Source organism: Pontibacter sp. SGAir0037 (genome assembly GCF_005491705.1).
In the GTDB taxonomy this organism is placed as follows: domain Bacteria; phylum Bacteroidota; class Bacteroidia; order Cytophagales; family Hymenobacteraceae; genus Pontibacter.
In genome coordinates this window covers 2,149,181-2,163,774 of sequence record NZ_CP028092.1, presented here as the reverse complement: position 1 = coordinate 2,163,774, position 14,594 = coordinate 2,149,181, and the positions used below count along the sequence as shown (strand labels likewise).

Sequence of the window (14,594 nt, the reverse complement as noted above, 5' to 3'; positions counted from 1 at the left end):
GTAAAGAGTACAAGAGTTAGAGCGTTAAAAGGTAAAAGAAAAATGTCTGTCGAAACATCTTCCAATTCCCCACTTTTCAAGTCTCACCAGCATACTAGCATATTAAAAATTAATACATTTTCTTATTCATTTTTGAGGGATAAAACCGGGTTAGCCGTGGCGGCCTGTATGGCTTTGGAACTCATGGTAAGCAGCGCGATGGCTATTGTTATAAAACCGGCCAGCAGGAAAACACCATAGCTGATGCTGATCTTGTAAGTGAAATCAGACAGCCAGAAATCCATAATGTAGTAAGAAAGTGGTACGGCCAGCAGAAAAGCTATCAGCACCAGCTTTACAAATTCTTTAGAGAAAAGCATGGTGATATCTAGAATAGAGGCGCCCAACACTTTTCTGATGCCTACTTCTTTGGTGCGTTGTGCTGCCATAAAGGCAACCAGTCCATACAGGCCAAGGCAACCGATAAAAATGGAAATGAAAGAGAACACTTTAAACAGCAGCGACTGCCGGGCCTGTTCTTCGTAAAATTCAGCTATGGTATCGTCGAAGAAGGCATAGTTGAAAACATCCTCCGGATAAGCTTTCTCAAAAATACGCTCCAGATGCGCCAGTGCCTCCTGTTGTTGGATAATATCTATTTTTGCAGCTAACATGCTATAATCTCCGGGGTTCCGGGTTAAAATTATAGGCGCAATGGGCTGGTGAAGGGAGGTCTGGTGAAAGTCTGCCACCACACCCACAATAGGGCCTCTGAACTCCGGACCGCCTCCCAAAGAAATCTGTTTCCCGATTGCTTCCTCGGCACTGGCAAGACCGAGGGCGCGCCGCAAAGTGTCGTTAATGATCATGTACTTTACAGAATCGCTGTCTGAGTACCTGCCACCGGCTATAAATTTCAGGTCGAAAAGATCGAAGTACTGGGCATCCACAAACTTCTGATGCGACTGGAAATCTTCATCCTGTGTGGCATTATCAAAGTAGATATTACTTGAGCTAACGTTACTTGAAGAAGGAACATCTGAGGCGAAGCTTACACCCCTGATGGCAGGATTCTGAAGCAGTTGCTCCCGCAGAAAACTTGTTTTAATACTTTTGCCTTGCGGTAAGTAAACCGATACGACAGCTTCTTTATCGAAACCCAGAGCTTTGTTTTTAAAAAACTCCATCTGGTCGTTTACCAGGATAGTGCAAATGATAAGTACCTGGCAGATGGTGAATTGCAGGACCACCAGCACTTGCCTTAAAGAGATACCTCCGATATGTTGTAAATTAATGCGGCTTTTGAGTGCTGTAATAGGCTGAAAGCTGGATATAACGAAGGCCGGGTAAAAGCCGGCAAACAACGTAACTACCACTGTTTGCAGTACCAGGAATAAAAGCAGCACCTGGTCCTGGAGCAGGTTAAAGGAAATAGATAGCTGCATCACTTCGTTCAGGAAAGGCAAGGCCAGTTCTGCCAGTATTACGGAAAGCAGGGTGGCAAAGAGCACCACCAGGAATGTTTCACATAAAAACTGCAGGATCAGTTGTTGCTGGTTGCCACCTAATACCTTTCGTACGCCCACTTCTTTTGCTCTTTTCAGAGCCTGAGCCGTTGCCAGGTTTATAAAGTTGATGCAGGCCGTTAAAAGCAGAATAAGTCCTGCCAGCGCCATACCGTATAGTACCTCTTTTGCAATGGCAGTTTGGGCAAAGCCCCCGTGGTAAGCGGGGTTATAGTGTATATCACTCAAGGGCTGTAATTTGTATACCTGTGTCCGCCGGGTGCGTTCTTCTGTGCTAAAGCGCTGCAAAAAATTGTTCAGATTTTCTTCGGCGGTGGCTGCTGCCATGCCTTTTGGCAAAATAAGCAAGGCCTGGTGCGAGCTTGATAGATTTCCCCAATCGGTCGGCTGCTCTTTTTCAATGGTTTTATAAGAGATAAGCATCACAAACGGAAACTCTGTGTTGGCTGGAATATCAGGCATGGTTGCAGCCACTTTTAAAGTATGCCGGTTGTTTAAGCGGATTAGTTTGCCGACCGGATTTTCACCTGGAAAATATTTTTCGGCTATGCTGGCTGTTAAAATCACCGCATTGGGTTCCTCCAGGTAAGCACCCAGGCCTTGGGCAGCCATTCCAAAATCCAGTACTTCAAAAATGGATGGTTCAGCATATCCGATAGAATTATCTTCGATCAGTTTTTTAATGGTTTTGTTGTTGTCATCCACTATGTTAATCTGTACAGAACCGCTGCCTTCAATTTGTGTAATGGCCTCGAACCCCAGGTTCTGATTGCTCCTGATCAGGTCGGTAAGCGGGAAATGGGCACCAGGGTTTTTATAGTCGGAACCCTCGAAGTTTACCACTATCCGGTACACCCGATCTGCCTTGCTATGGAAAGTGTCGAAGCTGAGCTGGTATTTAACCACCAGGAAAAGCAGGATGCTGCAGGTAATACCGAGGGCAAGTCCGGTTATATTCAGCAAACTGTAGCTCTTGTTGCGTAAGAGCGAGCGGAAGGCTGTGAGGAAGTAGTTTTTTAACATAGTACAGGTTTAGAATGGTATACAACAAAGGATCTGCTTTATCGCATGCCATTGCTATGCCAAAAGGCTAAATATAGTTTTTTGGCTGTTCAGGGCACAGGCATAGGCGAACGAGTGTCCATTGGCGGACAATTTATGTCCACGGCTGAACAGTAAACGCTGGTATAATTCCTCCTTTTTTGCCTATTTTAGGTAAATATTTAACTGGCACAATATTTTTAGGGAGCAGCTGTGTAAGGCACAGCACAATTCCGAAAGCTGGTGTCTGGCATCTTAACTATTGTATCTGAAACAACCTATGGAAGAACAGCAACTGGGCCGCATACTGGTGATTGACGACAACGAGGACATCTTGTTTTCGGCAAAGATGCTTCTTCGCAAATATGCGAAAGAAGTAGTGATGGAGAAGAACCCGAAGAAGATTCCTTTCCTGGTTTCTAATGAAGAGTTCGATATTATTCTGCTCGACATGAACTTTAGCCAGGACATCACCAGCGGCCAGGAGGGCTTTTACTGGCTGAAGGAGATACTGAAGTATGATCCGTCGGCGGTGGTGGTGATGATAACCGCTTTCGGAGATGTAGAGATGGCAGTGCGTGCCCTGAAGGAAGGGGCCACAGACTTCGTGCTGAAGCCCTGGCAAAATGAAAAGCTGCTGGCTACGCTATCGGCTGCCTCCAAACTGAAGAGCTCTTACAAAGAAGTTAGCCAGCTGAAGGAAGTGAACAAAACACTCTCGGCTGCTTTAAGCCCGGAACAGGAGATTCTTACCGGGCAGAGTGGTGCTATGCGCAACCTGTTTTTAATCATAGATAAAGTGGCCCGCACCGACGCCGATATTCTGCTGCTAGGCGAAAACGGTACAGGTAAAGAAGTAATTGCGCGTACTATACATCAGCGCTCTTCCCGGGCCGATAAAATATTCATTACAGTGGACATGGGGGCCATTACCGAATCTCTTTTCGAGAGTGAACTGTTCGGGCATAAGAAAGGAGCCTTTACCGATGCCAAAGAAGACCGGATCGGCAGGATAGAAGCTGCAAACGGAGGCACCCTTTTCTTAGATGAGATCGGCAATCTTTCGCCTTCGCTGCAGGCTAAACTGCTCACGGTACTGCAGCGGCGCGAAATCATACGGGTAGGCACTAACAAACCCATACCTGTAAACATTCGCCTGATTTGCGCCACCAATATGCCCTTGCGGGAAATGGTGCAGCGGAACGAATTCCGCCAGGACCTGCTTTACCGCATCAATACCGTAGAACTGAACCTGCCCCCTTTGCGAAAGCGCCTTGAAGACATACCGCTTTTCGCTGATCACTTTCTGGCTGCTTATGCCAAAAAGTATAAACAAGCCCTGAAGCGCTTATCGGCACCAGCCCTGGAAAAGCTGCAGCGGTATACCTGGCCTGGCAATGTGCGGGAACTGCAGCATGTGCTGGAGCGGGCATCCATCATGAGTGATAACCGGGAACTGCAACCCGACGATTTTTTCTTTATGCCGGAAGAAGAATTTAATGTGCATGCCGCTACCACCACACCGGATGCACAAAGCCTCGATGATCTGGAACGGGATGCGGTGCAGCGCGCCATGCAAAAACACGATGGTAACATTTCCAAGGCAGCAAAAGAGTTGGGGCTTTCGAGGGGAGCCTTGTACCGGAGGTTAGAAAAGTATGCGCTTTAAAAACTACAGGCTTCAGCTGCTGCTACGGGTAGGGCTATTAGCTATCACCATTTTTGTGTTTTCACGCCTCAATTTCAGCCCCGACTACAGGGGTACCTATATAGGACTGGCATTACTTGTTTTGCTGCAGGTTATTCTGCTTATCAGGTACCATGAGCGCATTAATAAGCAGCTGTCTAAGTTTCTGAATTCGATTAAATACGACGATTTTACCGAGCAGTTCAGCCAGTCCAGTGAGGGAAGGGTGCAGGCAGAGCTGGCCGGCAAGCTGAACGAGGTAATGCAGAAGTTCCGGGAAGTGCGGGCCGAGAAAGAGGCGCATCTGCATTATTTTGAAGTGATTGTGCAGCACATTGGCATAGGCATTATTTCCTATAAAAGCGATGGCAGTATACTGCTGATGAACAATGCCGCTAAGAAGTTGCTGCAGGTAGGGCAGGCACAGCAATTAACGGAGTTGGAGCAGGAAAACCAGTCCTTAACACTGGTGCTGCAGGAGCTGCACCACGGCGACAAAAGCCTGGTGCAGGTCCGGAAAGGGGGGGAGCAGATTAACCTGTCGGTGCATGTGATCGAACTCTCGGTGCTTGGCGATCAGATCAGGCTGGCATCGTTGCAGAACATCCAGAACGAACTGGAAGAAAAAGAAATGGAGGCCTGGCACACCCTTATTAAGGTGCTGACGCATGAGATCATGAATTCGGTGACACCTATTGCTTCTCTGTCGGCCAGTGCGGGAGAGGAGGTAGATGCGTTTACAGATACCGAAGCAGAGGAAGTAACAATACTAAAAGAGGAACTGGCCGAAATCAGAAGGTGCCTGCACACCATTAGCCGCAGAAGCGACGGCCTTATTCGCTTTGTAAACGATTTCCGCAACCTGACCACCATTGCCACTCCCAAACAAAGCTTGTTTAACGTGGCAGACCTGCTGCAGGAAACTAAAATGCTGTTAAGAGAACAGCTGGCAGAAAAACAGGTAACGTTAGTAGTAAAAGTACCTTCACAGCATCTGCTGCTCTCCGCTGATAGAGCCATGATAGAGCAGGTACTCATAAACCTGGTGAAGAATGCCGCAGAAGCCGTAAAAGAGCAGGAGAACGGCCTGATCACGATCACAGCCTTTCACGATGAGCGTAGTCGCATTAACATTGCAATAGCCGACAACGGTTCAGGCATGACACCGGAAGCTATGTCTAAGATATTTGTACCCTTTTTCACAACCAAGAAAACAGGTTCCGGAATAGGTTTAAGCCTTTCCCGCCAGATCATGCGCCTGCACAAAGGCAGTATATCGGTGCAGTCGGAACTGGGGCAGGGAACAAAGTTTATATTGAAGTTTTAGACAGAAGTATAGGCTAGAATAAGACAAGCCTTCGCCAGTTTAGAAATGTAAAACAATAGAACTTGCTCCGCTCTTATATCAGCTTCACCTCCCAGTGCAGGCATTCCGTTAAAATTTATTTAACTATCTTAGGCGGATATTCACGATTACCTGGGTTTATAAATGATATCAAAAACAGCTTATACTTTATTTCTTACAGCACTTCTTTCTGCGGGCATGGTGGCTTGTGTGCCGATCGAACAGCAGGGAGGAGCAACAGGGGCAACGCAAACAGCCATTCGCTACGAAGACTATACCTACGACCAGAGTGTGCAGTCGGTGCAGTGCTATGTAGCAACCGGTACGGCAGATCAGTACCTAGAGCCGCCCGTGGTTTCGCTGCGCCAGCAGCAGTCTATGGTATTGGAGTTTGACCGGCTGCATGTGGGGCCGCAGCGGCTGGTGGCTAAAATAATTCACTGCAATGCCGACTGGACTCCATCTGTGCTAACCGAAACGCAGTACCTGAACCAGTTCAACGAATTTTTTATCAATGAGGTGCAGAGTTCGGTAAACACCCGGGTACCTTATGTGCATTATCAGTTTGAAATACCAAAGGTAAAGTTGAGTGGCAATTACCTGTTGCAGGTAACGGAGGAGGGAGGCAACCTGCTGCTTACACGACGCTTACTCGTTTACGATGAACTGGTAACGGTGGTAGCGAAACTGGGAACACCAACAGGTCCTGCAGGCAGGGCGGCACGACAGCCGGTCGAGTTTAATGTGTTCTACAAAGATTATCCGTTAGTAAACCCTTCGCAGGAAATAATTGCGGTGATGCGGCAGAACCACCGCTGGGATAATGTTAAAACTTACCCGAGGCCAACCTTTGTGCGGGATGACCAGGCACGGCTGGAGTATACTTTCTTTGAAGCCAAAGATCATTTCCTGGGCTTGAGCGAATTTCGCCCTTTCGATACCCGCAGTATACGATTCAATGGCGTGGGGGTAGTTAATATTAACACAGAAGTTAGTCCTGTTGAGGTGCAGCTGGAGCCCAACAGGAGCCGCCAGGGCGGTGTTTACAGCCAGGAACCCGATACCGATGGAAAGCAGGTTTATGGAAACCGGGAGTATGGGAATGCCATGGTAAATGCGGATTATACCTGGGTGAATTTCGAATTAAGAGAAGAAGAGGTGCCGAATGGAGCTGTATACCTGCTGGGAGCTTTTAACGATTACCGCTTGTCCGATACCTATCGTTTGCGCTACGACACAGAGCGTAATGCGTATAGGGGCAGGGTATTACTGAAGCAGGGTTACTACAATTATTACTATGGCTTTAAACCCAATGCCAGTTCAGAAGCTGATGCCGCTTATTTTGAGGGCAGCCATTTCAGCACAGGCAATGCGTATGATGTGCTGATCTATTACCGCCCGCCGGGTTCCAGGGCCGATCTGCTGATTGGCTATGACGAAGTTTATTTTAACAAAAGGTAAGATGAACCACAGCTGGTTGGCACCATTATTATTATCAGAAACAAAAAAGGCGGGTATTAACCCGCCTTTTCTACTATAGAAAAAATTTACTATACGTTGAAACGGAAGTGCATGATGTCGCCATCCTGAACCACGTAGTCTTTCCCTTCCACCGCCATTTTACCGGCCTCTTTTATTTTGGCTTCGGTTTTAAACTCCTGGTAGTCTTTTAATTTAATAACCTCGGCACGAATAAAGCCTTTCTCAAAATCCGAGTGGATGACACCGGCCGCCTGAGGTGCTTTCCAGCCTCTGCCAATCGTCCAGGCACGAACTTCTTTTACACCTGCCGTAAAGTATGTGATCAGGTTAAGCAACTCGTAAGAAGCACGGATCAGTTTATTCAGGCCAGATTCTTTTAAGCCGTACTCTGCCAGGAACATTTCTTTTTCTTCCGGATCAGTGAGTTCCGCAATCTGAGCTTCGATGGAGGCAGATATCAGAACCACCTGTGCATTCTCGTTTTTCACGTGCTCCTCCAGGGTTTTAGAAAACGCATTACCAGAGTTCATAGAGTCCTCGTCTACGTTAGCTGCATAAATCACAGGCTTGGCTGTTAGGAGGTTCAGGTCTTCCACAGCTTCCAGATCATCTTCTGTAACATCCAGGCTGCGTGCGTTTAACCCGGCCTCCAGGTGGTTTTTATACTTCTCCAGACTGGCGAATTCTTTCTTGGCTTTAGCATCACCTGCTTTGGCGGTGCGCTGTACTTTCAGTAGCTTTTTCTCAACTGATTCCAGGTCCTTTAACTGCAGCTCCGTATCAATAATCTCTTTATCAGAAATAGGATCTACTTTACCGGCCACGTGTACAATGTTCGGATCGTCGAAGCAGCGCACTACGTGAATAATGGCATCCACCTCGCGTATATTGGCCAGGAATTTATTTCCCAGACCTTCGCCCTTGCTGGCCCCCTTCACAAGTCCGGCAATATCAACAAACTCAATAACAGTTGGCAGTACACGCTCGGGGTGCACCAGATCCTCCAGAATCTGAAGGCGTTCGTCCGGCACAGTTATTACACCAACGTTAGGCTCTATGGTGCAAAATGGATAGTTGGCAGATTCTGCCTTAGCGTTAGAAATAGCGTTGAATAAAGTAGACTTACCAACGTTTGGCAGTCCAACGATTCCGCATCTGAGTCCCATTCTTTAAATTTTTATTTCAGGCTGCAAATATACAACAATTAAGTTTACGCGGCACGCCAGAAGCACGTGCCCTTCACCAAATTATGGAACAGCATGAGGGAATGCCTGTCTGTTGGCTTAAATCAGGATCGGGATAATAGCCTGGATTGCACGCCCAGCTCATGCAGTGGGTTAACAGGCGCAGCTTGGTGTGCTTTCGGTGCATGGTAGGCAGAAGCAGGAGGAATGGGGATTTTCTAAAATGACAAGAGCCTGTAGATGCATCTACAGGCTCTTGTTTAAAATATCGCTACCTGAGTAGGATAGGGTGAACTACTCCCACTTCAGCTCGTCGTCGAAAGACGGTTCAGTTTCAGACACAGGTGCCTCAAGTGCAGCCAGGGCTTCTTCTGTCAGCAATTCTGATTTAACGTGATCAATTGTGCCCTGTAAAGCCTCCATAAATTTCACGAAATCCTCCTTGTAAAGGAAAATCTTGTGTTTCTCGTATGAGAAAGTCTCGTCTTTGAACTTTCTTTTACTTTCTGTGATGGTCACATAGTAGTCGTTCGAGCGAGTTGACTTCACATCAAAGAAATACGTTCTTTTCCCGGCTCTAACTCTTTGGGAATAAATCTCTGCTTTTTCGTTGTTCTCTTCCACCGTTTAATAGACGTTAAATTCAACTTGTGAACCTAAAAGTAACATATTGTTCCGATATATAAAAATTTTTGAATTTAAAATTTCATAAATAAATAACTATATCTTTGTAGCTGCACCAAAAATAGTATATCATGAATTTATGTTCTCTTATACTAGTATCCCTGCTTTCGCTCTTCTTAGATGCAAGCCCCTATCAGGCCAATGGCAAGGCCTCTTTCTATTCTGATAGGATGCAGGGCCAGCGCACCTCCAGCGGAGAACGCTACGACAAAACCCTTTTTACAGCAGCCCATGCCACTTTACCGTTTAACACGCTGGTAAAGGTAACCAACACCGACAATGGTAAAAGTGTAGTGGTCCGGATCAACGATCGCATGGCCCGCAAGCGGCACACGATAATTGATGTGTCGAGAGCTGCTGCCCGGGAAATAGGACTCGTGCGGGCGGGCGTAGCCCCGGTTAAGCTTAAAGAGGTTAAAAAAATGGAGCCGGAGCAACAAGAAGCGCCTCTGGCCGTTTCAGAAACAGCAGCTGTAAAACTTTAACCTTTGCCTGTTATGAAGAAACCCCTCACCCTGGCCGATGTACAGAAATTCGAGAACATGGAATTTCTGGCAAAGCAATTAGTGGAGGGGTTTATTACAGGGCTGCATCAGTCACCTTACCATGGTTTTTCGGTTGAGTTTTCGGAGCACCGCCTCTACAACAGCGGTGAAAGTACCCGGCACATCGACTGGAAGGTTTTTGCCCGCACCGATAAGCTTTTTGTAAAGCGCTACGAAGAAGAAACCAACCTGCGCTGCCATATTTTGCTGGATGTTTCTCCTTCGATGTATTATCCTACCGAGAATAACGGCAAAATTACCTTTTCGGCTTTATGCGCAGCGGCACTGGCTACGCTGCTTCGGAAACAGCGCGATGCAGTAGGGCTGGTTACCTTCTCAGATAAGATCCTGCTGCAATCGCCGGTGCGCTCTACGGCCTCGCACCTGCACACGCTCCTGCTCTTGTTGCAGCAGCAACTGGAGAGTAAACCTGTACCGGCCGGTACCGATGTGCCTTTCGTGATACACCAGATCGCTCAGCAGATTCCGAAACGGTCGCTAGTGGTGATCTTTAGCGATATGCTGGGCCGCTACGATAACAGTGATGCCATTTTTGCTGGTTTGCAACACCTGAAACATCAGAAGCACGAGGTGCTTATTTTCCATGTGATGGATCGTAAAACCGAGGAAGAATTTGACTTCTCGGAGCGCCCTTACGTGTTCGTGGATGTGGAAACAGGGCAGGAACTAAAACTGCAACCCTCGCAGGTAAAAGAGCATTACCAGGCGGCTGTAGAAAGCTATAAAAAGGAGCTTGCCCTTAAATGCGGCCAGTACAAGATAGACTTTGTTCCGGTTGATATACTGGAACCCTTCGACAAGGTGCTCTACTCTTACCTGGTAAAGCGGGCAAAGGTGAAATAATTGTTTGCCTAGCATGACAAAATGTTTCGGGTACACTGCTTATACTGATGTGCCTAAACCATGTATCTTAGCTTGTGTTGTTAGTTCTCTCATGCGCGTTTAGAAGCCAGTAGGTTGTGTCATTTTGATACAAGCTACCTGATGCATTCTCTATAGGTCTATTATGCCATCTCCAGCGACTTCCAGAGGTATTTACAGGCAATGGTTCTGTATGGTCTCCAGGCTTCAGATACTTGCAGCATATCCTGGCGTAAAGCTTTTCCCTTCCCTTCAAGCCCATAGTGTTTTTTCATCGCATTCTGTATTCCCAGATCATCCAGCGGCATAACATCCGGCCTTTCCAGGGCAAACATTAAAAGCATTTCCACCGTCCAGCGGCCTACACCTTTTAGCTGTGTGAGGTGTTGGATTAGCTGTTCATCTTCCATGGCATCTATGGTGGCGTGGCTGAGGTTACCGGCTGCTGCAAAAGCCGCTACATTCCGGATGTAGTTCAACTTCTGAAAAGATAAACCTGCGCTTCTTAATGCTTCGTCTGCCGCCGCCAGCACCAGTTCGGGGTTAGGATACTGATCCGGAAAAAGTTCGGTGAACCTTCTGAAAATAGTGGCTGCCACCTTAGTAGAGAGCTGTTGCGATACGATGGAGCCAAGGAGCTTGTAGTAGATATCTTCAGACCTGGAAGAAATAAGTGGAGGTGTAGCGGCTATGATCTGGGCCATGACCGGATCCTGCCGGAGTAGTGCCAGGGCCGCCTGTAGTGCAGTGTGCATGAAATACCTGTTTGCTTCTGGTCCTAAATAAAAGGAAATTCTGCAGAATTACAGCACCTGTCACCTATAAAATGAAAGTGAGCAGCTCAGAGTCTGTGGCGGTTTAGACTCCTCTGCTGCTCACATGTAAAATAGGTAGGTGTAGATTAGGTTCAGTTAGATTAGCATAGATTTGTAGTGTTACTTAAAAAGGCTGTTTAATTGCCGAAGGAGTATATGAATGCTGCTCCTACCGTGGCCTGTGTTTTCTTGTTATACAGCCCGCTGGAGCCTTCAAATACATTGTCTTTCGCTTTATCAACCCGCACTTCAGGCTTGATCATAAAATTGCCGTCAGAAAGTTTTACATCGCCTGTCAGGGTAAGCGAAGTAACCTTCATAGGACCTACATAGCGTACACCGCCCGGGTCTGAAAAGTATTCGCTGCGCAAGCCTAAGCCAAACTTATCGCTGATGGCATAGTTCAGGTACAGCGCACCACCTCCCCAGGTCGCATCTTTGGTCCAGGGATCGTCTGCAATCACTTCGGCAGCTCCTGTATAGAAAGAGCCATAGGCGGCATTCACTCCGACTTTAAAGGCATCATTTACATTAAAGGAAGTTGTCAGGTCGAATAAACTGGTATAAGAACCTTCGTCCTCGCCGAAGTTAGACATCGTGTTGTACTCATCGCCACCAATCCAGTTCAGGTATACATCCCATCCTTCAATAGGTGTAACATGCATCTGGGCGGTAACAGATTTTTTATCGTTAAAGTCCATTAAGCCGTCCCAGCCGTTTACCACGCCCACCATCAGTCCCAGCTTATCGTTTACCGTGTAGTCGAGCTTCGCTCCTGTATGATAAAAAGGTCCGTTGCCGAAGAGGTAAGAAAGGCTGTAGTTAAAGTTTAAAGGTGCATCGATCAGTTCGTAACCGATGTGCGTGCCATATTGGCCAATGGTAAAGTTCAATTTGTCGGTAAGGGCATACGACAGGTAGGCCTGTTTAATGAAACGGGCAGTTCCTTCGTTGCCAAAGTTGCCCAGGTCTGCATTGGGGCCAAAGGTAAGATCGGCTACCACAGTTGCTTTTCCTTTGGTGTAGGTTAACATCGTCTGAACTAAGCCAAGTGATATTGAATTGTGGTAAAGGTCAAAAACCCTGCCTCCATTTATACCAGATTGAGGTTTATTTAGATTATATTGATAATAGGCATCAACGTAACCACTTAAACTTAATGTTCCTTTCGAGTCGTCGGTGGATGTTTCCTGCGCATTCACTATATTTGCACAAGTGAAGAGTGCTGCGGCTGTTAGCGATAAAAGTTTTTTCATACTTTTGAAAATGTGATGTTTGAATATTTTAAGAGAAGTATTGTACTGAACCTCCGCCGTTAGATTGCTCTTCAAATTGCCGTTTGGAGAAAAATCGTTAGAAGCGGTGGAAAGGGGAGGGAATACAAAACATGATCAGAAAAGTGGAAGCTTTGCTAGCTTCGCGGCCTCTTTGCTTTAGTAAAAACAGTGGTAATGTGGACCAGACATTACCACTTGTTTTTACAGACCATGTCTAAAGGGAAATCTCAATAAACAAAGGTGTTATTTACACGGCAACCGGTTTTTTGCTGCCGGCAGCCACAGTAGTTTCTTTCTCATTCAGGCTCATTTCAAAGCCAGGAGCATTGATGTCTGGGTAAGCATGCATTTTGTGTTCATGAATATCAAGACCATCCAGTTCTTCTTTCTCTGATACACGGATACCCATGGTAACCTTCAGGACATACCACAATACAAAGGCAAATGCAAAGCTGAAAGCGCCCACCATGCCGATACCAATGAGCTGACTGATTATCTGATCTACTCCAGCCAGTGCACCGAATAAACCCACTGCCAGTGTGCCCCATATACCGCATACAAGGTGTACAGAGAGTGCTCCCACCGGATCGTCTATCTTTAACTTGTCGAACAATACAACAGCTAACACTACAAGAGCGCCGGCCACCAGACCGATAACAATAGAATCCGTTACGCCCATCTGATCTGCTCCGGCTGTAATGCCCACCAGACCGGCCAAGATACCGTTCAATACCATGGTGATATCAGCAGATTTAAAAAGGATCATGGAAAGGAAACAGCCTCCGATAGCGCCGGCAGCGGCAGCAAGGCTTGTCATAACCAGCACTCTTGATACAGCGCCCGGGTCGGCAGAAAGTACGGAACCGCCGTTAAACCCGAACCAGCCTAACCATAAGATAAACACGCCAATGGTTGCCAGTGGTATGCTATGGCCCGGGATAGGTTTGATTTTGCCGTCAACATACTTTCCTATTCTGGAGCCCAGTAAGATAATACCCGCCAGGGCACCCCATCCTCCTACAGAGTGTACAATAGTAGAACCGGCAAAGTCGTAGAAAGGCACTGTTAGTTCGTTCAGGTAGCCACCTCCCCATTTCCACATACCTACAATAGGGTAGCAAATACCTACAAAAAGTACAGAGAACACCATAAAGCTGGTAAGCTTCACACGCTCTGCTACAGCACCAGAAACAATAGTAGCGGCTGTGGCGGCAAACATACCCTGGAAAAGGAAGTCTGTCCAGAAGGTATAACCTTCGTTGTAAGCGGATGTTTCACCTCCCTCAGGCATGTTTAAACCGAAACCGGAAAATCCGAAAAAGCTTCCCGCAAAGTCGCTGCCCGGGTACATTACTGAAAAACCCCAGAGGGCATAGGTAATTAAGCCTATAGCCGGAATCATGCTGTTTTTAAAAAGAATATTGACAGTATTTTTGGAGCGAGCCAGCCCTGATTCCAGTGTGGCAAATCCTAAGTGCATAACGAAAACCAGGAAAATGGAGACCATCATCCAGACGTTGTTGACTACAAATAGATCTTGTGACATGGTTAAAATAAATTTATGTTAGAAAATAGATTACAAAAGAGGTAAAAAACTACAGAGCCATTTCGCCAACTTCACCGGTTCTTATCCGGATAACTTCTTCCACGTCCATCACAAAAATCTTCCCGTCACCTATATGGCCTGTGTTGGCAACCTTCAGGATGGTAGAAATAACATTCTCTACCTGGTCTTCTGTAACCACCATTTCAATTTTGGTTCTCGGGATAAAGCCTACATTGTAGGTAGTGCCCCTGTATACCTGGGCAGAACCATGCTCCAGCCCAAAGCCCTTTACATCATAGGTCGACATAAACGGAACACCTACTCCGGTTAAGGCTTCATATACATCCTCAAATTTGGATGTTCTGATGATTGCTTCAATTTTTTTCATAAAAGTGGAAAGATATTGTTTAGGGTATCGTTTTACAGGGGGTGTGTGTTTAAAACGATATAAAATTAATGATTATACTATATAAAGCAATAGGGGTATGTTAAATATTTTATATAATTTTTAGTAAATGGGTATATTAATAAAGGGAGTGTTAAAGAAATGTGTGTTTTCTTGAAAATTTGAGAGCCTGTATTGTTAAAAATTTGGCTGTTT

General features: G+C 46.4%; 12 protein-coding genes. 5 read left to right on the top strand and 7 right to left on the bottom strand.

Annotated features, from left to right (window positions below):
- Positions 1-122: 122 nt before the first annotated feature.
- Entirely contained in the window at positions 123-2,528 is a 2,406-nt protein-coding gene (locus tag C1N53_RS08740; protein WP_137758939.1) for an ABC transporter permease, read from the bottom strand.
- A gap of 298 nt (positions 2,529-2,826) precedes the next feature.
- Here C1N53_RS08740 and C1N53_RS08735 point away from each other — a divergent pair, with 298 nt between their 5' ends.
- From C1N53_RS08735 to C1N53_RS08725, 3 genes are all read left to right on the top strand, one after another.
- The gene (locus C1N53_RS08735; RefSeq protein WP_137758938.1) at positions 2,827-4,215 is read left to right on the top strand and encodes a sigma-54 dependent transcriptional regulator; all 1,389 of its coding nucleotides are present in this window, start codon (positions 2,827-2,829) and stop codon (positions 4,213-4,215) included.
- On the top strand, positions 4,205-5,560 hold the full coding sequence (locus tag C1N53_RS08730) for a PAS domain-containing sensor histidine kinase (RefSeq protein WP_137758937.1): 1,356 nt from the start codon (positions 4,205-4,207) through the stop codon (positions 5,558-5,560). Before C1N53_RS08735 ends, C1N53_RS08730 begins: the two co-directional genes overlap by 11 nt.
- Positions 5,561-5,722: 162 nt before the next feature.
- Positions 5,723-7,039: a DUF5103 domain-containing protein gene (locus C1N53_RS08725; protein ID WP_137758936.1), complete on the top strand. Its 1,317-nt coding sequence runs from the start codon at positions 5,723-5,725 to the stop codon at positions 7,037-7,039.
- 89 nt (positions 7,040-7,128) lie between these two features.
- Here the strand turns inward: C1N53_RS08725 and ychF are convergent, their stop codons facing one another.
- Both ychF and C1N53_RS08715 read right to left on the bottom strand, forming a co-directional pair.
- Positions 7,129-8,226 carry a redox-regulated ATPase YchF gene (gene ychF / locus C1N53_RS08720; RefSeq protein WP_137758935.1) on the bottom strand — a complete coding sequence of 366 codons (1,098 nt, stop codon included), beginning with the start codon at positions 8,224-8,226 and terminating at the stop codon, positions 7,129-7,131.
- 312 nt (positions 8,227-8,538) lie between these two features.
- Positions 8,539-8,868 carry a DUF3276 family protein gene (locus C1N53_RS08715; RefSeq protein WP_137758934.1) on the bottom strand — a complete coding sequence of 110 codons (330 nt, stop codon included), beginning with the start codon at positions 8,866-8,868 and terminating at the stop codon, positions 8,539-8,541.
- Between the two features lie 131 nt (positions 8,869-8,999).
- Between C1N53_RS08715 and C1N53_RS08710 the strand changes: the two genes are divergently transcribed.
- Both C1N53_RS08710 and C1N53_RS08705 read left to right on the top strand, forming a co-directional pair.
- On the top strand, positions 9,000-9,413 hold the full coding sequence (locus tag C1N53_RS08710; protein ID WP_137758933.1) for a septal ring lytic transglycosylase RlpA family protein: 414 nt from the start codon (positions 9,000-9,002) through the stop codon (positions 9,411-9,413).
- Positions 9,414-9,425: 12 nt separating this feature from the next.
- The gene (locus C1N53_RS08705; protein ID WP_137758932.1) at positions 9,426-10,337 is read left to right on the top strand and encodes a DUF58 domain-containing protein; all 912 of its coding nucleotides are present in this window, start codon (positions 9,426-9,428) and stop codon (positions 10,335-10,337) included.
- Positions 10,338-10,498: 161 nt separating this feature from the next.
- On the opposite strand, the gene C1N53_RS08700 is transcribed toward C1N53_RS08705, so the two are convergent.
- The 4 genes from C1N53_RS08700 to C1N53_RS08685 all read right to left on the bottom strand — a co-directional run bounded on the left by C1N53_RS08700 (position 10,499) and on the right by C1N53_RS08685 (position 14,381).
- Positions 10,499-11,110: a DNA-3-methyladenine glycosylase gene (locus C1N53_RS08700; RefSeq protein ID WP_137758931.1), complete on the bottom strand. Its 612-nt coding sequence runs from the start codon at positions 11,108-11,110 to the stop codon at positions 10,499-10,501.
- A gap of 197 nt (positions 11,111-11,307) precedes the next feature.
- Positions 11,308-12,426 carry a porin gene (locus C1N53_RS08695; RefSeq protein ID WP_137758930.1) on the bottom strand — a complete coding sequence of 373 codons (1,119 nt, stop codon included), beginning with the start codon at positions 12,424-12,426 and terminating at the stop codon, positions 11,308-11,310.
- Between the two features lie 268 nt (positions 12,427-12,694).
- On the bottom strand, positions 12,695-13,993 hold the full coding sequence (locus C1N53_RS08690) for an ammonium transporter (protein ID WP_137758929.1): 1,299 nt from the start codon (positions 13,991-13,993) through the stop codon (positions 12,695-12,697).
- Positions 13,994-14,042: 49 nt separating this feature from the next.
- On the bottom strand, positions 14,043-14,381 hold the full coding sequence (locus C1N53_RS08685) for a P-II family nitrogen regulator (RefSeq protein WP_137758928.1): 339 nt from the start codon (positions 14,379-14,381) through the stop codon (positions 14,043-14,045).
- Between the last annotated feature and the right edge of the window lie 213 nt (positions 14,382-14,594).